We start from the raw sequence: 21,857 nt of genomic DNA on the forward strand, positions 1-21,857 counted from the left end.
GCGCTGCCGGGCCAGCCGCGCCGCCCGACGCCCCACGGCCCCGGCAGCGCGGCTGGCCCGGCAGCGCGGCTGGCCCGGCAGCGCGGCTGGCCCGGCAGCGCGGCTGGCCCGGCAGCGCGGCTGGCCCGGCAGTGCGGCTGGGTCCACGCACAACAGGAACCGGCCCGCACCACGACATCCCGTGGTGCGGGCCGGTTCCTGTTGTGCGGGTCCGGCTGGAGCCGCGCAAGCGCGCAGCGCCAAGCGCGCAGCGCAGCGCCGACCGCGCAGCGCCGCCCGGCGTCAGCCCAGCTTCTTCGCGAACTCGTCCGGCAGCCGCTGCAGCGCCCACTCGATCGCCGCGGTCGTCCCGAGCGAGAACGCAGTGGAGACGTCCGAGTCGTCGATCACGATGGAGTGCCCGGCCTCGACCGACGGCACCTTCTGGAACAGCGGGTCCGAACTCGCCTTCGACGCGTCGACGTAGATCGGCAGCACGACGGTCAGGTCGGCGTCGAGCAGGTCGAGGTTCTCGTTCGACAGTGAGACCGAGAACTCCTTGCCGGCGGCCTCGTCGATCGCCTTCGGGATCGTGAAGCCGAGGTTCTGCATGAACGTCGCACGGCTGTCGCGGGAGGCGTAGACGCCGAAGCCCTCGGACGTGTACGCGCCGATCGCGGCGGTCTTCCCGTCGAACTCGGGGTGCGCCTTGCGCGCTGCCGCGTAGGAGTCGTCGAGGTCGCTGAGGAGCTTCTTGCCCTCGGTCTCCTTGCCGAGCGCCTTCGAGATCATGTCGACCTGCTCCGTCGTGGAAGCCAGGTAGTTCTCGCCGCCCTTCGGGATCGCGACGGTCGGGGCGATGGCGGACAGCTTGTCGTAGCGGTCCTTGTCCCCCGAGGACTTCACGTCGAGGATCACGTCGGGCTTGAGCTTGAGGATCTCCTCGTAGCTGGGCTCGAGCGTGTTGATGATCTTCGGCGCCTTGTCGTACGCACCCTTCAGCCAGGGGCCCACGCCCTCGCCACCGAAGGCGAGCCAGTCGCTGGCCCCGACAGGCTGCACGCCGAGTTCGAGCGCCGTCTCGGCGTCTCCCCAGCCGAGGGCGACGACGCGCTTGGGCGCTGAGTCGATCGTCGTGGTGCCGAGACCGGTGGAGATGGACACCGGGAACGCACCGTCGGACGAACCGGCGGAGGACGACGAGGACGAGGGGCTCGACGAGGAGCAGCCGGCCAGGACGAGCGAGGCCGCGACGACGGCACCGGCCGCGGCGAGCACGCGCCCGAGGCGACGCTTGGGGAGGGAGGTACGGATCACGAAGGGTAGCCTAACCTAAGCGCTCCTCCCCCGGGAGGCTCGTGTGACGCCCGTGGATAGGCTGCGCCCGTGGCCATGACCTTCCCCGACGCCGACCGCACCGAACTCGCCGTGCTCGGCTCCCCGATCGCGCACTCGCTCTCCCCCACGCTGCACGCTGCGGCCTACGACGTGCTCGGGCTGCCGTTCTCGTACGGGAGGCACGAGGTCGCCTCCGGTGGGCTTGCCGCGTTCGTCTCGGGGCTCGGTCCGGAGTGGCGCGGCCTCAGCCTGACGATGCCGTTGAAGCGCGAGGTGCTGCCCCTGCTCGACCGGACGACCCCGCTCGTCGACGAGCTCGGCGTCGCGAACACGGTCGCGTTCCGTCGCGAGGGTCCGTCCATCGTGCTGGCGGGAGCGAACACCGACGTCGCCGGCATCGTCCGCCCGGTCGCCGCGCTCGGGCACGTGCCGGGAGAGGCGACGATCCTCGGCGGCGGAGCGACGGCGGCGAGCGCCCTCACCGCGTCACTCCGGCTCGGGGCGAACCTGGTGCGGGTGTTCCTGCGCGACACCGGCAAGGCGGGTGACCTGGTGCTGCTCGCGGCCCGACTCGGGGTGACGCTCGAGGTGCACGACCTGCAGGACCTCGCCACGGCGGACCCGATGGGCTTCGTGGTGTCGACCCTGCCGGGAGGCGCGGCGGACGAACTACCCCTCGTGCCGTCCGGGCCGGACGCGGTGCTGTTCGACGTGGCGTACGAGCCGTGGCCGACCCGGGCCTCGACGGCGTGGACGGCCGCGGGTGGTCGGGTGCTGAACGGCCTCGACATGCTCAGCGAGCAGGCGATCGGGCAGATCCGCTTCTTCCTGACCGGGGACGAGGACGAGCTGCTGCCGGACGAGGCCGAGGTCCGCCGAGCGATGCGCGCTGCCGTGGGCCTGCCGGAGACGATCGGCTGACGGGGGACCCGGGGCTCGGCGCTGCCGAGACGGGCCCGTCTGCACGCGACGCCGCCGATCAGCTGAGACGCCGCCGACCTCGGAGGCGTCTCGGGCACTCGGCGGCGTCGCGCACAGACGCTGGCGTCTCACACGCACAAGTGGGAGCCAGCGAAGGTCAGACCACGACACCGTCGACGTAGTACCAGTGCCCGCCCTCGCGGACGAAGTCGCTCGTCTCCTCGAGCGTTCCGCGCTCAGTGTCGGAGCGCCACCACGCACGGAACGTGACGGTGCCCGCGGAGTCGAACGGGCCTCCCGACCGGGTGGCGACGATGTCGAGCCGCGTCCAGCGCTGCCCGGGGTCCAGGTCGACCGACGCTGGCCGGGTACGTGGGTGCCAGCTGCGCAGCAGGTACTCGGGCAGGCCGAGCGCGAAGGCCGAGAACCGCGACCGCATCAGCCGCTCGGCGGTCGGTGCAGGTGCGCCGGCGTGGAGCGGTCCGCAGCACTCGTCGTAGGGGTTGCCGCTCAGGCAGGGGCAGCGGTCGGTTGGCACCGCACCAGCCTAGGCAGCCCCAGCCCGCCGCCGCACGGCCTCAGGACGCCCCCGTGTGCGCGAGACGCCCCCGTCTGCGCGAGACGCCGCTCAGCACGTGAGACGCCGCCGGGTACGGAGGCGTCTCGGCATCAGCACGGCGTCTCGACCAGACGCCGGCGTCTCGACCAGACGCCGACATCTCACCTCCACCCGCAGACGCCCGCACCCCCGACGCAGCAGGACCTAGTCGACGAGCGACAGCGTCACCGTGATGTTGCCCCGCGTGGCGTTCGAGTACGGGCAGATGGTGTGCGCGAGTTCGACCAGCCGCTGTCGCTCCGGGCCGGCGACGCTCGGCGCGTAGACGTCGAGCTCCACCGCCAGGCCGAACCCGCCCGAGCCGTTGCCGCCGATGCTGACCTCGGCGGAGACCTCGGCGCCGGTGGTGTCCAGCGTCAGCTCGCGGCCGGCGGCGTGCAGGGCGCCGAGGAAGCAGGCCGCGTACCCGGCGGCGAAGAGCTGCTCGGGGTTGGTGCCCTCGCCGCTGCCGCCCATCTCCTTCGGCGGTCGGGTGTCGAGGTCGATGCGGTCGTCCTCGGTGCGGACGTGTCCGTCGCGGCCGCCTCCGGTGGCGTGGGCGGCTGCGGTGTAGACGATGTCGAGACTCATCCGACCAGATCACCGGGAGTGGCTGGACGCTCGCTGGGGAGGCCCGGGGGTGGGCTGTTCACCGGCTCGGCCCGCGCACAGCGCCGGGCGTGTCCGGGCTCCTCGCAGGCGAGGGCCCCGCACCCGCGAGGGCCCCGCACCTGCGAGGGCCCCGCGACCGGGTTCAGCCGATGAAGGTGTCGACGAGCGCGGTGGCGTCCTCGACCACCGAGCGCTGCCACTGCTGCCGGGTCTTCCGGATGCGGGTGACGACCAGGCCGTGCAGGGAGATCCAGAGCAGGTCGGCCTGCAACCGCTCGTCCCGATCGCCAGCAGGCAAGCCGACGAGGAGGGCATCGAGGCGGCTCTGTAGTCGGTCGATCCCGGACTCGATCGTCACCGGGTCCTCCAGCAGATCACGTCCCTCGAACAGCAGCTGGTACGCGCCGGGGTTCGCGACCGCCCACGTCACGTACGCGCTCGCGGTGGTCCGCAGGGCAGCGGCGCGATCGTCGTCGGTCGAGGCGCTCGCGCCTGCGGCCTCGATCGCCGTTGTGAGCGCGGTGAGGCTCTGGGTGGCCACGGCGATGAGCAGCGCCTGCTGGGACGGGAAGTGCCGGTACACGGCGGTCGCTGACACCCCGCACGCACGCGCGGTCTCGCGCAGTGACGGTGGGGTGACGGCCAGGCGCTGCGACAACAGGTCCGTCGCGGCCGCGAGGAGGTCGTCACGCAGCTGGTCGCCCGTGCGGGTGCGCGACGTGTTCGTCATGGAGCAACTGTTGCACGAGCGCGCGGTTGACACCCGTCAACCAGCCGCCTAGGTTTACACCTGTCAACCAGAAGGAGCAGGCATGGACCACACCGACACGACCGCGCTCGTCACCGGCGCGAGTTCCGGCATCGGACGGGAGTTCGCCCGCGCCCTGGCCGCGCGCGGAGCCGACCTGGTGCTGGTCGCGCGCCGAGCCGACGTCCTCGAGGAGCTGGCACAGTCGCTCCGATCGGACCACGGACGGGTGGTGACGGTCGTGCCGCTCGACCTCGCGCAGCCGGCGAGCGGCACGCGTCTGCTCACCGAACTCGACCGACTCGGCGTCCGCGTGGACACGGTGGTGAACTGCGCCGGCATCGGTCTGACCCGTGACTTCGTGGACAGCACGCCGTCTGAACTCGGGGACCAGCTCGCCGTCAACATCGACGCCGTCGTCGACGTGTGCCGCGCGTTCCTCCCGCGGCTCGTGTCCTCCAGTCGGGGCGTGCTCCTCAACGTCGCGAGTCTCACGGCCTACATGCCGACGCCGGGGATGGCGGTCTACGCAGCCTCGAAGGCCTTCGTCCTGCGGTTCACCGAGGCGCTGGCGTACGAGTTGCGCGACTCCGGGGTCACCGTCATGGCCTTCTCGCCCGGTCCGACGAAGACCGAGTTCTACCGGAACTCCGGCACGGACGAGGGCCGGGTGCGGTTCGAGACGCCCGAGCAGGTCGTTGCTGCGGCGTTCCGAGCCCTCGACAAGCCGACGCCCCCGGTCAGTGCCGTGTCGGGCAGTGCGAACACGCGGACCAGCCGCATCGCGCCACTGCTGCCGAGGCGGACGGTCCTGCGCCTGGCCGACTCTTCCCCGAGGACGACGGCCTGACCTCGTCACCGCACCAGGGAGATCAGCCGGGAGGCACGACCGGCCCGGGCGCGCGAGGACCGTCCCACGGTCATCCGACGGGCACGAGCCATCCGCAGCGCGAGCGGGTAGACATGGCACGTGTTCAGACTGGGGTGGCAGGTGTTGCGTGCGCGGTTCCGTGAGGACGTGTCGCTGGAGCGCTTCCGCCGGGCGGTGACGTTCGGGCTCGTCGTCGGCGTCGTGGCAGCGACGGTGCTCGGGGTGACCGCAGCACAGACGGGATGGGCCGGCGCGGGGACGGCGCGCTCCACCGTGGTCGTCGTGTCCACCGCACTGGCAGCCGGGTTGCTGACGATGTCCTGCTTCCCCGTGAAGCAGACCGCTGACCCGCCGGCCACCATCAACGGCAGGCAGGTGCGTCCGGACACGATGCGTGTTGCGCGCGACTCCGTCCAGCGGTACCTGCGTCGAAGCATGCCGCAGGTGCTCCCCGAGGACCGCGACGCCGTGCTGCAGGACACGGCCCTGATGCGACGGACCCTGGTGGTCGACGTCGTCCGCGCGAGCCCCGGACTGATCGGCGTCGCACTGCTCGCGATCACGGGGCTGGTCGCGAGCGACGGGCACGGGCTGAACTTCATCCTCGTCGCCGGGTACACCTCGCTCATCCCGACGTACGTCACCCGCCTCGGACGAGCGGAGCGGGCTCACCGGGCCGCTACTGCCCTCCCGCCGTCCGAGCTCAGGTCGACCACCCCGACCGGCCGCAACCGCTTCCCGTCGGGCTCGAAGGTCGGCCTCCCCGACAACTGACCGGACGGCGAGCACCTGCCACGGCAGCCACCTGCCACGGCAGGATGAGCCGTGGACACCCGAGCACTCTTCGCCGCGACCGCCCAGTCGTTCGTGGACCTCGTCACCGCGCTGCCCTCCCCCGTGGCGGATCCGGCCCTCTGGTCATCCCCCGCGCTCGGGGTCTGGGACCTCCGGGCGCTCGTCGGGCACACGAACCGTGCCCTCGTGACGGTGTCGACGTACGCCGCCACCACGATCGAGCAGGACGCCGATCCGACCACGTCCACGTCCACGTCCGGAACGGTCCTCGACGACGCGGCCGAGTACCTCCAGGCTGCGACCCGCACGGCGACCGACCCGGACGAGGTCGCTGCCCGCGGTGTCGCCGCCGGCGCAGCACTCGGCACCGATCCGGAGGCCGCGGTGACGGCCGCTCGCGACCAGGCCCTGGCTGTCCTCGCGGCGGTCCCGTCGGGCACCCGCATCTCGGTGGTCGGCGGTCTGCTCCTGCCGGTCGAGGAGTACCTGCGCACCCGCATCATCGAGTTGGTCGTGCACGGCGGCGACGTCGCACGCGCCGCGACGGCAGCCGGTGCTCCCGTCTCGGCCTCCCCGCCGGTGGAGGCGGTGGTCGCCGCCACCCTGCTGCTCGCCGAGGTCGGGGCGCGCCGTGGGGACGGCCCGCTGCTGCTCGCCGCCCTGACCGGTCGGGGTTCCCTGCCGGCCGCCTACTCCGTGCTCTGAGCGTCGGCACCGACGACGACCGCAGCACCGGCGACGGCCCGCGCGATCCGATCGACGGCGTCGTCGACGACGGCTCGGCGGGCCACGTCGTCGTCCTGTTCGGACTCGTACACGAACACCGTCGCTCCACGGACCGCCCCGCAGTAGTCGACGATCCCGTGCTCGATCTGCGTCCGGATCGCCTGCTCGTAGCCGTGCCGCTCGTACGTCCCGGCAGCGTCACCGGCGACCGGCAGCAGGTGCACGGTGAGCCGCCCGAGGTTCCGGCGCGTCCCACCTGCCGGGTCGACGTCGAACGCCCAACCGTCGACGAAGACGCGGTCGACCCAGCCCTTCAGGAGCGCCGGCATCGACCACCAGTAGACGGGGAACACCAGCACGAGGTGGTCGCTGGCGTCGAGCCGCCGCTGCTCGCGGACGACGTCGTCGGGGAGCGCACCGGTGCCGCGGTAGGCGTCCCGGTCCGCCGGACGGAACCGCGGGTCGAACCCCTCGGCAGCGAGGTCGACCAGCTCGACCTCGCCGGGGTGCAGGGCGTCCTGCAGCTGTCGGGCGATGCCCGCGGTGAGCGAGTCCGGATCGGGGTGGGCCGTGACGATGAGGGTCTGCACGGCCGTCAGTCAAGCGGACCAGGCTGAGCCCGTACCGACGTCGGCGGCTCCGTGCACACTGGTCGCATGTGTGGCCGCTTCGTCGTCTCCGACACCACCGCTGACCTGCTCCCCGAACTCGTCGGCGAGCTCGCCGCGCGCACCGAGCACGTCGACGAGGACACGGGCGAGGTCCACGCCGGCCTCGCGCCGAGCTGGAACGTCGCGCCGACCGACCCCGTGTACGCGGTCCGGCAGCGGCACGGGCAGCGCGAACTCCCCCAGATCAGCTGGGGCTTCGTGCCGAGCTGGGCGAAGGACTTCCAGAAGCAGCGACCGAAGCCGATCAACGCGCGCATCGAGACCGTGGCGACGAGCGGCATGTTCAAGCGTGCGTTCGCGACCAACCGGTGCATCGTCCCCGCCCAGGGCTACTACGAGTGGGTGGTCCGCGAGGACGGCAAGGAGCCGCACTTCGTCCACGAGCCCGGCGGCGCGCTCGCGATGGCCGGTGTCGTCAGCGCCTGGCCCGACCCCACGAAGCCCGAGGACGACCCGGACAAGTGGCGGCTGTCGCTCGCGATCATCACCCGTGACGCCCACGTCGCTCCGGGCGAGGTGCACGACCGGATGCCGGCGTTCCTCACGCCCGACGGGTACGACGCCTGGCTCGGCGACGGCGCCGGTACGGGTGACCTGCTCGCCCTGCTCGACCGTGAGTCGCTGGAGGTCGCGGCGGGCCTCGAGCAGTACGAGGTCGCCCGGACGGTCAACAGCGTGCGGAACGACGGGCCGCACCTCATCGAGCCGCTGTTCTGATCGCCCGGCCCTTCCCGAGGATCGAGCCCGCCGTCACCGCGTCGTGAGACCGCTGAGGTAGGCGGTGAGCACGCGACGGGAGTCGACCGGGCCGACGTGCGCGATGCGGTAGAGCAGGAGCGCGTCGACCAGGCCGACGAAGTCGACCGCGGCCGCAGAGACGTCGGGTACCCCCAACGCATCGAGCACCTGCTCTGCGGTGGCGATGAGTGCGGCTCGGACCGGGTCCGCCGCCGTCAGGGGCGTCCGGAGCAGATCGTCCGGCCGGAGTTCCGCGAGCAACGCGAGCCGCGCCGCCTGGGCATCGTGCTCTCGCGCCAGCGTCTCGAGGAACGCCTCCGCGATGCCGGTCGCGGCCTCGACGTCGAGGACGGGAGGCACGGCCACGGCTTGGAGCGCGGTCGCGAGCCGTTCGGAGATCCGAGCGACCACGAGGGCCGTGAGATCGTTCCGGCTGCGCGCGTAGTACGAGGTCGATCCTGCGGGGACACCGGCCTCGGCGTCGACCGCCCGGTGCGTCAGCGCGCGCAGGCCGTCACGGGCGACCAGCCGGAGACCGGCGTCTGCCAGGGACTTCCGCCGCTCGGACACCCGTTGATCGTAGTATCCTCTACATCTGTAGAGACACGAGGGGGACGGCATGCGAGTTGCAGTGGTGGGTGGGGGCGCTTCCGGGGGAGCGATCGAACAGGCGCTGCGGGCACGAGGGTGCGACGTGACGCAGCATTCGCGAGCCACCGGTTTCGACGTGCTCCGCGATGACGCCACGAGGCGACTGGCCGGGACCGACGTCGTCATCGAGGCGACCGGCGTGTTCACCACGAGCAGGAGACGCGCCACCGACTTCTTCGGCCGATCAACACGAGCGATCGCTGCAGCCGCGACGGAACTCCAGGCGCACCACGTGCTCTTGTCAATCGTCAACTGCACGCTGCCCGCGGTGCAGGGCTACGGGTACTTCGCCGGCAAGACCGCCCAGGAGCAGATCGCCCGGGACGTCAGTCCGCGACTCACGATCGTTCGGTCGACACAGTGGTTCGAGTTCGCGCGACAGAATCTCGAGCGCATGCGGGTCGGACCGCTCGCGCTGGTGCCCGGCATGACGATCGCCCCGATCGCGCTCGGCAGCGTCGCAGCGACCATCGCCGACGTCGCCACCGGTGTCCGCACCGACTCGGAGGTCGAAGTCACGGGTCCGGAGAGGATGACACTCTGGGAGATGACCCGGTCGCTGCCCGCCCCGGGCGTGGTCCCGATCCCGTTGCCGATCCCCGGCGCGATGGGGCGGGCCTTCCGGGACGGAGCGCTGGTCCCAGCCGCAGGCACCGAGGTGATCGGTCCGCGGTTCACCGACTGGCTGGACGATCAGGAGGGAACGGGCTCTGCAGCACGATGAGGCGACGCGCCCCTGTCTACGGACGGCTGGTGACATCGTGTTCGCGATGTGTGCGGGGATCTGCGTGGCGTTCGGTGTCGTCGTGGCACCGGCAGCATCGGGATCTGTCTGGATCCCGGTCCTCATCGAGCTCGCGCTGATCGTGACGCTCGTCCAGGTCCGACGGCAGCGGAACCGTCGCGCCGGATGACCTCGCGACCCCGGTCGACGCTCTGCCCGGTGCCCCGTTGCTTCGGTACCGTGCTCGGGTGTCGTCCCTGAGCCTCCCGGTGTTCTCCTGCAGCCTCGATCCCGCGAGCGTGAGCCGCCGGCTCGCCGACCAGACTGCCGATGCCATCACCCGCCGCGGCCACCGGGCCACGGTCATCGACCTGGCGGCCCTGTCGCTGTCGCCGTTCGACAACGACCGCGTGTTCGACAGCGACGCGTTCGGCGAGGTGCACCGCATCATCGACGAAGCGGACGGCGTCGTCCTCGCCTTCCCGATCTACAACTGGTCGCCGTCGTCGACGGTGAAGTCACTCATCGAGTCCACCGGCGCGACCGGCGCAGGTCGGCGAGCGGCATGGTTCGACAAGGTCGTCACGTTCGTCTGCGCTGCCGGTCTGCCGCACAGCACCATGGCGACCGGACCACTCGCGCAGTCGCTGATGCTCGACTTCAAGTGCATCGTGAACCCGTACACGGCGTACTTCTCCGAGCGGGACTGGGAGGGCGACCAGCTCCGGCCGGACCGGGCAGATCGTCTCGACAAGACCATGTCGGTGCACGTCGAACTCGCGCAACTGCTGCAGGGCAGGACGTACTCGTCGGACTGGGAGGTCTGACGTCCGTTCTGCGATCAGCAGGCCGCACTGGCCTCTCCGACACGCTTGCCACGACTCCCCCGCCCCGCCATCATGGCGATGTACCGCGGTGCCGAGGCTGATCGTCGAAGCCCAGGCCGACTTGTCTGCCGACTGACAGCTCGCACCGCGTCGGAGGCATCGTCCATGGCGACTGCGCATGCTCCTTCGTCGTTGCTCCTCGGAGCCATCCGCTCGGCACGCTCCCGCTACGGTGGCGTCCTCCGCCGCCCAGGCGCGCTCGGGTTCTTCCTGCCGGCGGCGCTCGCCCGCCTCGGCGTCGCGATGACCGGGCTCGGCCTGCTGTTCTCGGTCCAGCACACGTCGGGGTCCTTCGCCCTCGCCGGCGCCGCGACGGGCTCGTTCGCCGTCGCCGAAGCAGCGGTGGGACCACAGGTCGCCCGCCTCGTGGACCGGTGGGGGCAGACGGTGACGGTACCGGCGGTCACCGTCGTCCACGTCGTGGCGATCATCGCCGCGGTCCTCCTCGCCGGATCGGCTCCGGTCGCGGTCACGCTGGCGACGGTGGTCGTCGCGGGTGCAGCGATGCCCCAACCCGGTGCGCTGTCGGCAGCACGGTGGGCGGGCCTCCTGGCCGAACCGACGGCACTCCGCGTCGCGTTCTCGCTCGAGGCGACCGTCAACGACGTCGCGTTCCTGGTCGGGCCGGTCCTCGCGACGCTCGCGAGTTCCCTCCTGCTCCCCTGGGCCGGGTCGGCCGCAGCGGCGATGCTCGTCGCGGTCGGCTGCGTCGTGGTGTCGCTGCAGCGGAGCACAGCCCCGCGACCGCACGGGCCGCGGGTGTCCGACGCCCGGGAGCCGTCGCCCGTACTCGCCGTGCCGGGCTTCCGTTGGACACTCGGCGTGAACCTCGGGCTGGGCTGCTTCTTCGGCGCCGTTCCACTCCTCGTCACGGCCGTCGCCGCCGACCGGGGCCTGCAAACCGTCACCGGGGTGGTGCTCGCCCTGTCCAGTGCGGCGAGCATCGTGGCGGGGCTCGCCTACGGCGCACTCCGGACGAGTCCGCGGCCACAGGCCGTCCAGCTGATGGCGTCGATCGTGCTCTGCGGGGCAGCGCTCATCGGTGCCGCGTGGCCGACGCTGGCCGGACTGGCGGTGATGTTGCTCGTCGGCGGGACGGCGATCGCACCGCTCGTCGCGTCGTCGTCACAGATCGTGCAGGCGACGGTTCCGGCTGCGTCGCTGACGCAGGGGTTCACGTGGATCAACTCCGCATCGGCGGCCGGCATCGCCTTCGGCGCTGCGCTCACGGGCATCCTCGTCGCACGCTCCGGAGCGGGAAGCGCGGCGATCGGTCTCGTCAGCCTCGTCCTGATCGCGGTGGCGTCCGCCGTCCTGGCAGCACGCCGCTGACGCGACGTGGCGGCGACGAGCACCGGTCGGGAGGCGCGGCGACCGTCCGTCAGACGAGGTCACGTCGGTAGTACACCAACGCCGCACGGCGCTCGACCTCGACGAAGCCGTTCGTCTCCAGGACCCGCCGGGAAGCGAGGTTTGCGATCGCGGTGTCCGCCATGGCCGCCCGTGCTCCGTTGTCCGCCGCGTGCCGGAGGGCCAGCTCGACGGCCTCGGTCGCGAGCCCTGCGCCGCGGGCCGACGGTACGAGCCCGTACCCGAACTCCACGGTCCCGGTTCCGTCCGGTGGGCCGAAGAACCCGATGCCGCCGACGGCCAGGTTGTCTGACTGCCGGCGGATCAGGTACATGGTGAAGACCGGTTCGGTACCCGACGCGGCGGCGAGTGACCGCAGCGGATCGAGCTCGTCCGCGAACGGGTAATCGGGATGCCAGTCGTCGCCCGGCTGCTCGTCACGGGCGACGATGCGGCGCGCGAGCTCCGGCGAGATGACTTCGAGCACGGTTCGACCACCGACGAGTACCACACCCCGACACTACTGTCGTCGGATGCGCTGCACGTTCCTCACCCACCCCGAGGTCGTCGTGGACCCCGCCGTGCCGATCGAGGACTGGGGCCTGTCACCGCAAGGAGCTGCTCGCGCCGGACGTGCCGCTTCCGTCCTGCCCCGGCCGGAGCGTCTGGTCAGCAGTGCCGAGCGGAAGGCACTCGACACGGCCGCGGTCCTCGCGAGGTCGTGGCAGCTCGACGCCGAGATCGACGCGCGACTGGGCGAGATGGACCGCAGCGCCACGGGCTACCTCGACCCTCAGGAGTTCGAGCCGACCGTCGACGCGTTCTTCGCCCGATCACTCGAGTCGGTGCGGGGATGGGAACGTGCCGTCGATGCGCAGCGCCGGGTCGAGCACGCGGTCCGCCAGCTCGTCGCCGAGACGCCGGAGCGTTCGATCGTGTTCGTCGCGCACGGCGGGGTCGGGGCGCTCCTGCTGGCGAGCCTCACCCAGGTCCCGATCACCCGCGAGCTCGACCAGCCCGGCGTGGGCAGCCTGTTCCGGTTCGACCCGACGCGCTGGGAGGCGCTGTCCACCTGGCAACGGATCGCCTGACACGACGGCTCACCTGACACGACGGCTCGAACGGCGAAGAACCCGTCAGGGACTCGACAGCAAGCCGGGCAGCAGGCCCAACCCGAGCACCATCGGCCCGAGCACGACGACGAACACGCCGACCGCCACCACCACCGCTCCGACCCCCGACACGATCGCGGTGAGCAGTCCGAGGAGCCCCACGAGTCCGACTGCCCGACGGGCGTCCCCACCGCCCGCCACCGCGGTCGTCGCGCTCGAGAACAGGGCGCTCATCGGGTCGTCAGCCATGGCCGCAGCGTAGCCCGGCTGCCCGGGGGTCAACCCCACCCGCATCCGGGAGGTGGCCGCATTCTCCGGCCGGACGGCCGCCGAGACGATGGACACATGACCTCGACGCAGCACCCCACCACGAACGACACCACGCAGCCCACCACCCGTTCCGAGCGTTCGGCCCTGACCTCCGCGGTCGGCGTCCTCGGCATGGGCGTCATCGTCCTGGCCCTCGCCGGCTGCAGTGTCGTCAAGCCCTACCTGCCCGAACAGCAGGAGCACTACGACGCCTACGCCGACGCCCCCTCGAAGGCGAACTCGGAGGACCTCGCCTGGTTCATGCCGAAGTGGGTGCCGGCGGATGCGGAGGACATCGACGTCCGGCTCGACACGAGCAAGCCGGGCTACGTGATCGGCTTCACCTCGGCCGACGGCGTCGATACGAGCGCCTGCGAACCGGTCGACGGTGCGAAGGGCGGCCCGGCGATGACCGCGGGGTTCCTGCCGGAGAAGCTGCCGACCTCCTCGCTCGTCACCTGCGGCGACGGGCGCCTCACGACCGAGATCGACGGTCGCTGGTACGGCTGGACCCCGGTCGAGCCGCTGCCGTCCGAGGGGAACAGCACCCTCCGCACCGACTGACCGGCGGCACCGCACCCGTTGCGGACGGACGGGAGGCCCGTGCTGCCCGTGAAGGCGAGCTGCGCCACGTGGGCGACGGCCGCGACCCCGACCGGGTAGGTGACGGTGATCGTCGCCGTGACGACCTGTCCGGCGCTGTCCTGCACGGTGTAGTCGATCGCCTCGGTGCCGTGGAACCCGCGCGCCGGCGTGAAGGTGACGACCCCGTCCTCGGCGTGCCAGGTGCCCGCGCCGCGGACGGTGACCCGGTCGGTCATGTGCCCGGTGTCGGGGTCGACCAGGTGCAGCGTGTCGGTGTCGAAGGTGGCGCCACCGGTGGGGCTGTCGTTGTCGAGCGGCTCGACGGTGACGGTGCGCCCGGTGCGGCCGGTGCCCCGGTCGTCGGTGGCGACGGCCTTCGCGACGATCGTGATGGTCGCGGTCGCACGGGTGGACTGCCCGGAGGCGTCGGTCACCGTGTAGTCGAACGTGTCGCGTCCGGTGAACCCGGCGACCGGCGTGTAGACGTACGAGCCGTCCGCCTGCACCCGGACGGTGCCGTGTGCCGCCTTCCGGGCGAGGCTCGTGGTGAGCCCGGTGCCGGAGTCGTTGCGGAGCAGCCCGTGGCGGGCGTCCACGGCGAGCGCCGTCCCGGCGATCGTGCGACCGGAGTCGTCCGTCGCGGTGATGCCGACCGTGACGGTGACGGTGGTGTCGACGGTCTGCCCGCTGGCGTCGCGAGCCGTGTACGGCACGGTGTCGGTGCCGGAGAACCCGACGGCCGGCGTGTAGACGAACGTGCCGTCGGCGGCGATGGTGGCGGTGCCGTGCGCGGCCGTCCCGACGGAGACGACGGTCATCGCCGTGCCGCGGTCGTTGCCGAGCACGCCCGGGCCGCGGACGGTGACCGCGGCACCCGCGGTGGTGCGGGCGGTGTCGGCGGTCGCGGTCGGGGTGACGTCGATCGCGACCAGGGCGACGGCGGTGTTCTCCTCGGCGTCGTGGGCCGTGTAGGTGAACCAGTCGCGGCCGGACCAGTTCGCGGACGGGGAGTAGACGTACGCCCCGTCCTTCGCGAGCCGGAGCGTGCCGTGCTGCGGGTGGACGTCGACCGAGGCCCACAGTCCGGTGCCGGAGTCGTCGGCCAGGACACCGTGGGCGCGGGCCATGCGGACGACGCCGTTGGTCTTCGTGGTGCTCCAGTCGTCGACCGCGACGGCGCCGACCAGGACGGTGACGGTGGCCGTCGTCGTCTGCCTGGAGGCGTCGGTCACCGTGTAGGTGAAGCGGTCGGTCCCGGAGAACCCGGCGGCCGGCGTGTAGACGAGCCCACCGTCGGTGTCGACGGTGACGGTCCCGTGCCTGGCGTGGCCGTGTCCGGTGACGGTGAGGCCTGTGCCGGAGTCGTTCCCGGTGAGGGCGGTGCCGGCGATGACCAACGGGGTCCCCCCGGCGGTGCGCAGGACGTTGCCCGTGGCCGTCGGGGTGACCGTGACGGTGACGGATGCCGAGGCGGTGCCGCCCGTGGGGTCGACCACTGTGTACCGGAAGGCGTCGGTGCCGGAGTACCCGGCGGCGGGGACGTACGTGACGGTCCCGCCTCCGGTGACGCTCACCGTTCCGTGTGCGGCCGTGCCGACTCCGCTGACGCGCAGGCTGGTGCCGGAGTCGTTCGCGGTGACGGCGACGGCGACCGGTGCGTCGGCCGTCGTGGTGGTGGTGTCGTCGACGGCCTTCGGGGCGACGGTGATCGTCACGGTACCGGTGGTGGTCCCGCCGCTGCCGTCGGTCACGGTCACGTCGAACCCGTCCGGGCCGGAGTAGCCCGGCGCCGGGGTGTAGGTGTACGAGCCGTCCCCGCCGACCTCGACGGTGCCGTGGTCGGGGGTGCCGTGGCCGGTGACCTCGAGGTCGGTACCGGTGGCGCCGGTGAGGACGCCCTGTCCGGCGGGGACGACGAGCTGGCCGTCGGCCGTGGCGCTGGCGTCGGGCGCTGCGAGCACCGGGTCCACCGTGATGGTGAGGGTGCTCGTCGCGGTGTTGCCGATCGCGTCGGTCACGGTGACGGTGACGGTGACGGTGCCGGACCAGCCGGCGGCGGGCAGGTAGGTGACGGTGCCGTCGGCGTCGACCGTGGCGGTGCCGTGCGCGCCGTCGGTGACGTCGGTGACGTGCAGGCCGGTGCCGTGGTCGTTCGCGGTCAGCGCGGCCGAGGTCGCGGTGACCGGCTGGCCGGCACTGGTGGTGCGGGTGTCGTCCCCGGCGGCGGGCCGCACGGTGACGGTGACGGTGCCGGTCGCCTTCTTCCCGGAGCCGTCGGTCACCGTGTAGGTGAAGCGGTCGGTGCCGGAGAACCCGTCGGCCGGCGTGTACGTGTACGAGCCGTCGGCGTGCAGGTCGAGCGTGCCCTGTGCCGGTGCCCGGTCGACCGTGGCGGTGAGCCCGGTGCCCCGGTCGTTGGCCAGGACGCCGTCCGCCTTCGAGACGGTGCGCATCGATCCGGCCGTCGCGGTCGCGCTGTCGGGCATCGCCATCGGCCCCACCACGACGATGACCGTCGCGGTCGCGGACTGCCCGGAGGCGTCGGTCACCGTGTACGTGACGGTGTCCGTCCCCGAGAACCCGGGCTGCGGCGTGTAGCGGATCGTGCCGTCGGAGCCGAGGACCACGTCACCGTGGTCGGCGCCGCCGGCCGCCGTGACGGTCAGACCGGTGCCGGAGTCGTTGCCGAGCAGCGTGGCCGCCGGGATCGACACGGGCCTGCCGGCTGCGGTCCCGACGGTGTCGGCCATGGCGACCGGGAGGACCGTGACGGTCACCGTCGACAGCCCGCTCGGGCGTCCGCTCGCGTCCGTCACCCGGTAGGTGGACGTGTCCGTCCCCGAGGTCCCGGCTGCCGGCGTGTAGGTGACCCTGCCGTCCCGCTCGAGCACGGCGCTGCCGTGTGCGGGGGCCCCGACGAGCTCGGTGTGCAGGCCGACGCCGGAGTCGTTCGCCTGGACGTCGATCGTGACCGGCCGGTCCGCCGAGGTCGTCGCCCGGTCGTCCGCGGTCGTCGGGGTGACGACGAGGGTCATCGTGGCGGTCGCGGGCGTGCCGGCGATGTCGGTCACCGTGTAGGTGAACGAGTCGTCGCCGGAGAACCCGTCGACCGGCGTGTACTTGACGGCGCCGGTGGTGTCGTCGAGGACCAGGACGCCGTGGCCCGGTTCGGTGTGCCGGGTGATGGCCAGGTCGGTGCCGCGGTCGTTGCCGAGGATCCCGGTGGCGCGGGTCGTGCGGGTGAGGGTCTCCCCCGCACGGACGGTTCCGGAGTCGTCGGTCGCCACCGGGGCGACGGTGATCCGCACGGTGGCGCTGCTGGTGTTCCCGGCGGCGTCGGTCACCGTGTAGGTGAACGAGTCGGTGCCCGAGGTGCCGTCGGCCGGCGTGATCGTGATCGAGCCGTCCGTGCCGAGCACGACGGTGGTGCGCGTGCCGCCGGTGACGGCGGTGACGGTCAGGCCGGTGCCCGCGTCGTTGCCGGTGAGGGTGCCGGAGGTGACGACGAGCGGGCTGCCGGCCGTCGTGGTGAGGCGGTCGTCCTGGGCTTCCGGCCGCACGGTGACGGTGACGGATCCGGTGGACGTGCGGCCCGAGCCGTCGGTCGCCGTGTAGGTGAAGCGGTCGGTACCGGAGAACCCGTCAGCGGGCGTGTACGTGTACGAGCCGTCGGCGTGCAGGTCGAGCGTGCCGTTCGTCGGGGCACGGTCGACCTTCGCGGTCAGGTCCGAGCCCTTGTCGTTCGCGAGCACGCCGTCGGCCTTCGTGACCGTCAGGGTCGCACCGGCGGTGGCGGTCGCGGTGTCGCGCACGGCCATCGGGCCGACGACGACCGTGATCGTCGCGGTGGTCGTCTGCCCGGAGGCGTCGGTCACCGTGTACGTGACGGTGTCGGTCCCCGAGAACCCGGGCGCCGGCGTGTAGCTGATCGTGCCGTCCGTGCCGAGGGTCACGTCGCCGTGGGACGTGCCGACGGCCTTCGTGATCGTCAGGCCGGTGCCGGAGTCGTTGCCGAGCAGGGTCGCGGCCGGGATCGACAGCGGCTTCGTCGCCTGCGTGGCCTGGCTGTCGTCGGTCGCGACGGGTGTGACGGTGACGGTGACGGTCACCGGGGCGGTGGTCCGGCCGCCGGCGTCGGTCACGGTGTAGGTGAAGGAGTCGGTCCCCGAAGTACCGGCGGCGGGCGTGTACTGGACCGTGCCGTCGGTGGCGACCGCGACGGTGCCGTGCGCGGGCTGGCCGACGACCGTGGTGGCCAGGCCGGACCCGTGGTCGTTCGCCTGCACGTCGACGACGACGGGGTGGTCGGCGGGCGTCGTCGCGGTGTCGGCCGTGGCGGCCGGGCGGACCGTGATGGTCGTCGTGGCGGAGGTCGTCGCACCGGACTTGTCGGTCGCGGTGTAGCCGAAGCGGTCGGTGCCGGAGAAGCCCGCGGTCGGCGTGTACGTGTACGTGCCGGTCGAGGCGTCGAGCACCAGCGTGCCGTGGTCCGGCGTCGTGGAGTTCGTGATCGTCAGGGCCGTGCCGGAGTCGTTGCCCAGGACGCCCGTCGCCCGGGTGGTGGTGCTGACCGAGCTGCCGGCGTCGACCGTCGCGGTGTCGTCCGTGGCCTTCGGGGCGACGCGGACGGTGATCGTGACGGTGTCGGACTTCCCGTTGCCGTCGGTGATCGTCACGTCGAAGGCGTCCGGTCCGGAGTAGCCGGGTGCGGGCGTGTAGGTGGTGGTGCCGTCGGTGCCGACCGAGACGGTGCCGTGCCCGGGGGCGGTGTTGCCGGTGACCGTCAGGCCGGTGCCGAGGTCGTTGCCGAGCAGCCCGGGGGCGGCGACCGTCGTGGTCTGTCCGGCGGTGGCGGTGATGGTGTCGGCCTTCGCGGTCGGCAGGACCGTGATGCTGACCGTGCCGGTGATCGTCGCACCGGAGGCGTCCTCCGCCGTGTACGTGAAGGAGTCCGTGCCCGAGAAGTGGTCGTCGGGCGTGTAGGCGTAGGCACCGTTGCCGGCGAGCGTCAGGGAGCCGTGGGCCGGCGTCGAGTTGCCGGCGATCGTCAGGCCGGAGCCGTGGTCGTTGCCGAGCAGGCCGCGGGCGGCATCCGCGGTGACGGTGGCGCCGGCGTGCACGCTGAACGCGTCGTCGGTGGCGGTCGGGGTGACCGTGATCGTCACGGTGCTGGTCGAGCTCTGCCCGCTGCCGTCGGTCGCGGTGTAGTCGAACTGGTCGGTGCCCGAGGCTCCCGCCTTGGGCACGTACGAGAAGCTGCCGTCCGTGCCGGTCATCGTCAGGGTGCCGTTGGTCGGGTCGGTGTGCCTCGTGACCGTCAGCCCGGTGCCCCTGTCGTTCGCGAGCACGCCGGCGGCTGCGGGGACCGTGAGGGTGGTGTCGACCGGCGTCGAGTAGGTGTCGGACGTGGTCGAGCCGTGCACGAGCTTGAGCGTGTTCGCGAACGTGACGACGACGTCGGTGCCGTCGCTGCCCACGGCCTGCGGGAACGTGAAGGCGGCAATCTGGCCGGACCCGGATGCGACGGCGGTGCCGCTGTTGACGTCGACGGCCTTCCACGTGGTCGTGTAGTTCGCCAGGTCGGTGGTGCCGACGGCGGTCTGCGCGACCGTGTACTTCTTGCCCGGCGTCGTGAGGATCGCGCCGGCCTTCTGGTCCTGCAGACCGGTGGCGCTGCCCGTGGTGCTGGCGCTGGTGCCCTTGCTCGTCGCGGTGATGCCGTCGCCGGTGATCGAGAGCCCGAACTGGTCGGTCGACTTCCACCGCTGGTCGACGCTCGCGCGGCCGGTGACCGTGTCGGCGTAGTTGCAGGTCGCCAAGTCGCTGGCGCCGTAGTTGCCGACGACCGGGAAGCTCCGGACCTGGGTGCCCGAGGTCGGGTCGAGCTGCATGAGCGTCGTGGTCGTGGTGGTGTTCGGCGCGGTGCCGGTCGTGACCGAGTTCGAGACGTAGAGGTAGCCGTCGGACGAGAACGCGATGCCCGGGCTGTTCGTGCCGGCCGGCAGCGTCGCGATCTCGGTGGTGGTCAGCGCCGTCGTGCCCGCGGTGGTGGGGACGGTCTCGGTGTCGACGCGGTAGACCTTGTCGGCCGCGACGACGAAGAACAGGCCGCGGGAGCTGAACGCGAAGTCGCCGTTGCCGGACTTCAGGCCGTTGATCTGCCCGACCTGCCCGATCGCCTTGCCAGTCGCCGGGTCGTACGCCATCAGCGCGCCGGTGTTGTCGCCGTAGTAGTAGAAGCCGGTGACCGGGTTGACCGCACCGCGGATGACCGGGCGGACCTTGTCGGTGGCGATGTCCCCCGAGACGGCCTTCGTCGCCGGGTCGTAGGTCCGGAGCGTGGCGTACGTGCCGTTCGCTGCAGCGAACATCGACGTGCCCTCGCGCGAGATCCCGAGGCCGTTGTTCGCCTGCTCGCCGAGCTCGGCCACCGGCACGGTCGTCCCGGCGCTGGTCCCCTTCGCGAGGTCGATCGCGATGACCGAGCCTGACCTGTTCGTCGCGTACAGCGTGTTCTGGTCGCAGACGAAGTGGCTGTCCTGCGTCGCCTGCACCGCGGCGGAGGCGGGCGCGGCCGAGACGACGGCGGCCGCGCTCAGACCGGCACCGACGAGCAGCGCGGCGCCCAGCATCGCGAGGGGGCGGAGGCCGAACGTGCGGCGGGGCACGGCAGAGCCGTGGGAAGCAGGCAGCATCAGTCACTTTCGGGTCGAGACAGCGAACCTGGCGCGCTCGAGGACCCGAGGGAATCGGAGAACAACCGTCTGCGCCGAGCCTGATCCTGACAGCCTTGTCCGCATTGATGGGGACACGAAGCGTCCCCAATAGGGGGGACCAACCTGGAAGAACGGGGTACAGGCCCCCAGACTGGGGTCGCCCTGGGCCAACGTCAAAGCCCCGCCGGTGTTCCGGCGGGGCCTCGGTCATGCGGTTCCGGAGGTCATGCTCCGGGTGGTGCTTCGCTGCTGCGCTCGATCCCTCGTGGTCGGGTGACCGTGACCAGTTGCGTCAGTGCCGGTCAGTTGCGTCAGTGCCGGTCAGTCGACCGGTCGGATGACGGACGGGAGCACGATGTGCAGACGCTCGGCGAGACGCGACTGTGCGTCCTCCAGCGAGCGGAAGTCCCCGACGTACTGGCCGAACGTGTCGGACACGAAGTAGTGCCCGTCGCGCTTGTCGACCGTGCCACCGAAGTAGCCGCCGTAGTTGGCGGACCAGAGGCCGGGTTCGACCTCGGACCACGAGAGGGAGGCGCGGGAAGGAGTGTGGGCCACCTGGGCCTCGAGGACGGCGATCGTGTTCACCGTGTCGGTGTCCAGCGTCACCTCGACCTGGTGCACGTCGTGGCTGATGATCGTCATGGCCCTGCTCCTTCACGTTCTGGGGTACATCTGCTTGCGGGTCAACGGTACGGGCGCCCGCCGCCGCCCACCAGCGAGCCCCGTTGATTCACGGGTTCTCCTGATCCGCTCCGGTATCGAAGCCCGGAAAACCGGGACAAGACGTCACGTTTCCGGGGTACAGGGGACAAACCGGGGTACTCGCAATCTGGACCGGGTCCACAGAAGGCGGGACGGGCCTCCAGTCCGGCGGTCAGCCCCGCGACGGATCCGGCCTGGAGGCCCGCCCCGGTAGCGTCGCTCCCGTGACCCCCGACCGACCCGAGCCCGACGTGCGCGACGTGACGTCGGCCGCGGTCCGGCGGATGGTCGCCTCCGGACGTGCGCTCCGCCGACGTGGCGGCACGAGCGCCCACGCGACCGGCCGCAGTCGCCGGATCGCGGGGGCGCTGGCCGTCGCGTACGCGGTGGCGGTGGTCCTCATCGGCTTCTGGGGCACGCCCGTCGACGCGAAGGCGCAGCCCTGGATCGACCGCCTGATCGGTGCCGCGCACCGGCACGGAGCGCCGAGCTGGTTCGGGTACCCGATAATCGAGTCGTTGGCGAACGTGGCGTTCTTCGTACCGCTGGGATTGCTCGTGGTCCTGCTCGCCGGCGCCCGGTGGTGGTGGGCCGGCGCCGGGGCCGGCCTGCTGGTCAGCGCCACGATCGAGACCGGGCAGGCGCTGTTCCTGCCGGCGCGGTTCGCGACCATCGACGACGTCGTCGCCAACACGATGGGTGCGGTCCTCGGGGCGGCGCTCGGGGTCGTGCTGCTCGCGGCGGCGGCTCGGCAGCGACGGGGCTGACGCGCTCTCAGCGGCCCGTCCGTCCTCGCCTGCCCGCCGTGGTGCGACGAGCGC

At 72.0% G+C, this 21,857-nt stretch carries 20 protein-coding genes; 10 read left to right on the forward strand and 10 right to left on the reverse strand.

The features are described from left to right. Positions 1 to 282 precede the first annotated feature (282 nt). Positions 283 to 1,296, reverse strand: coding sequence for an iron-siderophore ABC transporter substrate-binding protein (locus DEJ33_RS15145; RefSeq protein WP_258378184.1), 1,014 nt, complete (start codon positions 1,294 to 1,296; stop codon positions 283 to 285). 75 nt (positions 1,297 to 1,371) lie between these two features. Here DEJ33_RS15145 and DEJ33_RS15150 point away from each other — a divergent pair, with 75 nt between their 5' ends. Further along, a complete protein-coding gene (locus tag DEJ33_RS15150) occupies positions 1,372 to 2,238 on the forward strand; it encodes a shikimate dehydrogenase (RefSeq protein ID WP_111195404.1) in 867 nt (288 codons plus the stop codon). A gap of 157 nt (positions 2,239 to 2,395) precedes the next feature. Here DEJ33_RS15150 and DEJ33_RS15155 read toward each other — a convergent pair whose 3' ends face one another. The 3 genes from DEJ33_RS15155 to DEJ33_RS15165 all read right to left on the reverse strand — a co-directional run bounded on the left by DEJ33_RS15155 (position 2,396) and on the right by DEJ33_RS15165 (position 4,178). Beyond that, complete coding sequence (locus tag DEJ33_RS15155) at positions 2,396 to 2,776, reverse strand: YchJ family protein (protein WP_111195405.1); 381 nt, start codon at positions 2,774 to 2,776, stop codon at positions 2,396 to 2,398. A gap of 225 nt (positions 2,777 to 3,001) precedes the next feature. Then, positions 3,002 to 3,427 carry an organic hydroperoxide resistance protein gene (locus tag DEJ33_RS15160; protein ID WP_111074879.1) on the reverse strand — a complete coding sequence of 142 codons (426 nt, stop codon included), beginning with the start codon at positions 3,425 to 3,427 and terminating at the stop codon, positions 3,002 to 3,004. Between the two features lie 163 nt (positions 3,428 to 3,590). Next, the gene (locus DEJ33_RS15165) at positions 3,591 to 4,178 is read right to left on the reverse strand and encodes a TetR/AcrR family transcriptional regulator (RefSeq protein ID WP_111077559.1); all 588 of its coding nucleotides are present in this window, start codon (positions 4,176 to 4,178) and stop codon (positions 3,591 to 3,593) included. 82 nt (positions 4,179 to 4,260) lie between these two features. On the opposite strand from DEJ33_RS15165, the gene DEJ33_RS15170 reads away from it, so the two are divergent. From DEJ33_RS15170 to DEJ33_RS15180, 3 genes are all read left to right on the forward strand, one after another. Continuing rightward, a complete protein-coding gene (locus tag DEJ33_RS15170; RefSeq protein ID WP_111195406.1) occupies positions 4,261 to 5,046 on the forward strand; it encodes an SDR family oxidoreductase in 786 nt (261 codons plus the stop codon). Between the two features lie 120 nt (positions 5,047 to 5,166). Beyond that, complete coding sequence (locus DEJ33_RS15175; protein WP_111195407.1) at positions 5,167 to 5,841, forward strand: hypothetical protein; 675 nt, start codon at positions 5,167 to 5,169, stop codon at positions 5,839 to 5,841. Between the two features lie 51 nt (positions 5,842 to 5,892). Next, positions 5,893 to 6,567, forward strand: a complete 675-nt coding sequence (locus tag DEJ33_RS15180) for a maleylpyruvate isomerase N-terminal domain-containing protein (protein WP_111195408.1) — start codon at positions 5,893 to 5,895, stop codon at positions 6,565 to 6,567. Here the strand turns inward: DEJ33_RS15180 and DEJ33_RS15185 are convergent. After that, on the reverse strand, positions 6,552 to 7,178 hold the full coding sequence (locus tag DEJ33_RS15185) for an NAD(P)H-dependent oxidoreductase (protein WP_111195409.1): 627 nt from the start codon (positions 7,176 to 7,178) through the stop codon (positions 6,552 to 6,554). The two genes, DEJ33_RS15180 and DEJ33_RS15185, sit on opposite strands and share 16 nt — an antisense overlap. A gap of 66 nt (positions 7,179 to 7,244) precedes the next feature. Between DEJ33_RS15185 and DEJ33_RS15190 the strand changes: the two genes are divergently transcribed. Next, entirely contained in the window at positions 7,245 to 7,976 is a 732-nt protein-coding gene (locus DEJ33_RS15190; protein WP_111195410.1) for an SOS response-associated peptidase, read from the forward strand. Between the two features lie 33 nt (positions 7,977 to 8,009). On the opposite strand, the gene DEJ33_RS15195 is transcribed toward DEJ33_RS15190, so the two are convergent. Beyond that, a complete protein-coding gene (locus tag DEJ33_RS15195) occupies positions 8,010 to 8,567 on the reverse strand; it encodes a TetR/AcrR family transcriptional regulator (RefSeq protein WP_220034058.1) in 558 nt (185 codons plus the stop codon). 124 nt (positions 8,568 to 8,691) lie between these two features. Between DEJ33_RS15195 and DEJ33_RS15200 the strand changes: the two genes are divergently transcribed. From DEJ33_RS15200 to DEJ33_RS15210, 3 genes are all read left to right on the forward strand, one after another. Beyond that, a complete protein-coding gene (locus tag DEJ33_RS15200) occupies positions 8,692 to 9,372 on the forward strand; it encodes an SDR family oxidoreductase (protein WP_181432810.1) in 681 nt (226 codons plus the stop codon). Positions 9,373 to 9,620: 248 nt separating this feature from the next. Then, positions 9,621 to 10,199 carry an NADPH-dependent FMN reductase gene (locus tag DEJ33_RS15205; protein ID WP_111195412.1) on the forward strand — a complete coding sequence of 193 codons (579 nt, stop codon included), beginning with the start codon at positions 9,621 to 9,623 and terminating at the stop codon, positions 10,197 to 10,199. A 165-nt stretch (positions 10,200 to 10,364) separates the two neighbouring features. Continuing rightward, complete coding sequence (locus DEJ33_RS15210) at positions 10,365 to 11,591, forward strand: MFS transporter (protein WP_181432812.1); 1,227 nt, start codon at positions 10,365 to 10,367, stop codon at positions 11,589 to 11,591. Positions 11,592 to 11,640: 49 nt separating this feature from the next. Here DEJ33_RS15210 and DEJ33_RS15215 read toward each other — a convergent pair whose 3' ends face one another. Next, complete coding sequence (locus DEJ33_RS15215; protein ID WP_258378185.1) at positions 11,641 to 12,096, reverse strand: GNAT family N-acetyltransferase; 456 nt, start codon at positions 12,094 to 12,096, stop codon at positions 11,641 to 11,643. Between the two features lie 46 nt (positions 12,097 to 12,142). Between DEJ33_RS15215 and DEJ33_RS15220 the strand changes: the two genes are divergently transcribed. Further along, entirely contained in the window at positions 12,143 to 12,700 is a 558-nt protein-coding gene (locus DEJ33_RS15220; protein WP_111195415.1) for a histidine phosphatase family protein, read from the forward strand. Positions 12,701 to 12,745: 45 nt separating this feature from the next. Here the strand turns inward: DEJ33_RS15220 and DEJ33_RS15225 are convergent, their stop codons facing one another. The 3 genes from DEJ33_RS15225 to DEJ33_RS15235 form a co-directional block, all read right to left on the reverse strand. Further along, positions 12,746 to 12,970: a hypothetical protein gene (locus DEJ33_RS15225; protein ID WP_146242650.1), complete on the reverse strand. Its 225-nt coding sequence runs from the start codon at positions 12,968 to 12,970 to the stop codon at positions 12,746 to 12,748. Between the two features lie 386 nt (positions 12,971 to 13,356). Then, positions 13,357 to 20,283 (reverse strand): Ig-like domain-containing protein, encoded by a 6,927-nt coding sequence (locus DEJ33_RS15230; protein ID WP_181437324.1) that lies wholly within the window; start codon positions 20,281 to 20,283, stop codon positions 13,357 to 13,359. Between the two features lie 369 nt (positions 20,284 to 20,652). Then, complete coding sequence (locus tag DEJ33_RS15235; protein WP_111077550.1) at positions 20,653 to 20,976, reverse strand: hypothetical protein; 324 nt, start codon at positions 20,974 to 20,976, stop codon at positions 20,653 to 20,655. Between the two features lie 284 nt (positions 20,977 to 21,260). Between DEJ33_RS15235 and DEJ33_RS15240 the strand changes: the two genes are divergently transcribed. Continuing rightward, positions 21,261 to 21,803, forward strand: coding sequence for a VanZ family protein (locus DEJ33_RS15240; protein ID WP_111195418.1), 543 nt, complete (start codon positions 21,261 to 21,263; stop codon positions 21,801 to 21,803). The last annotated feature ends 54 nt before the right edge of the window (positions 21,804 to 21,857 follow it).

The organism is Curtobacterium sp. MCPF17_047 (assembly GCF_003234045.1).
Lineage (GTDB): Bacteria > Actinomycetota > Actinomycetes > Actinomycetales > Microbacteriaceae > Curtobacterium.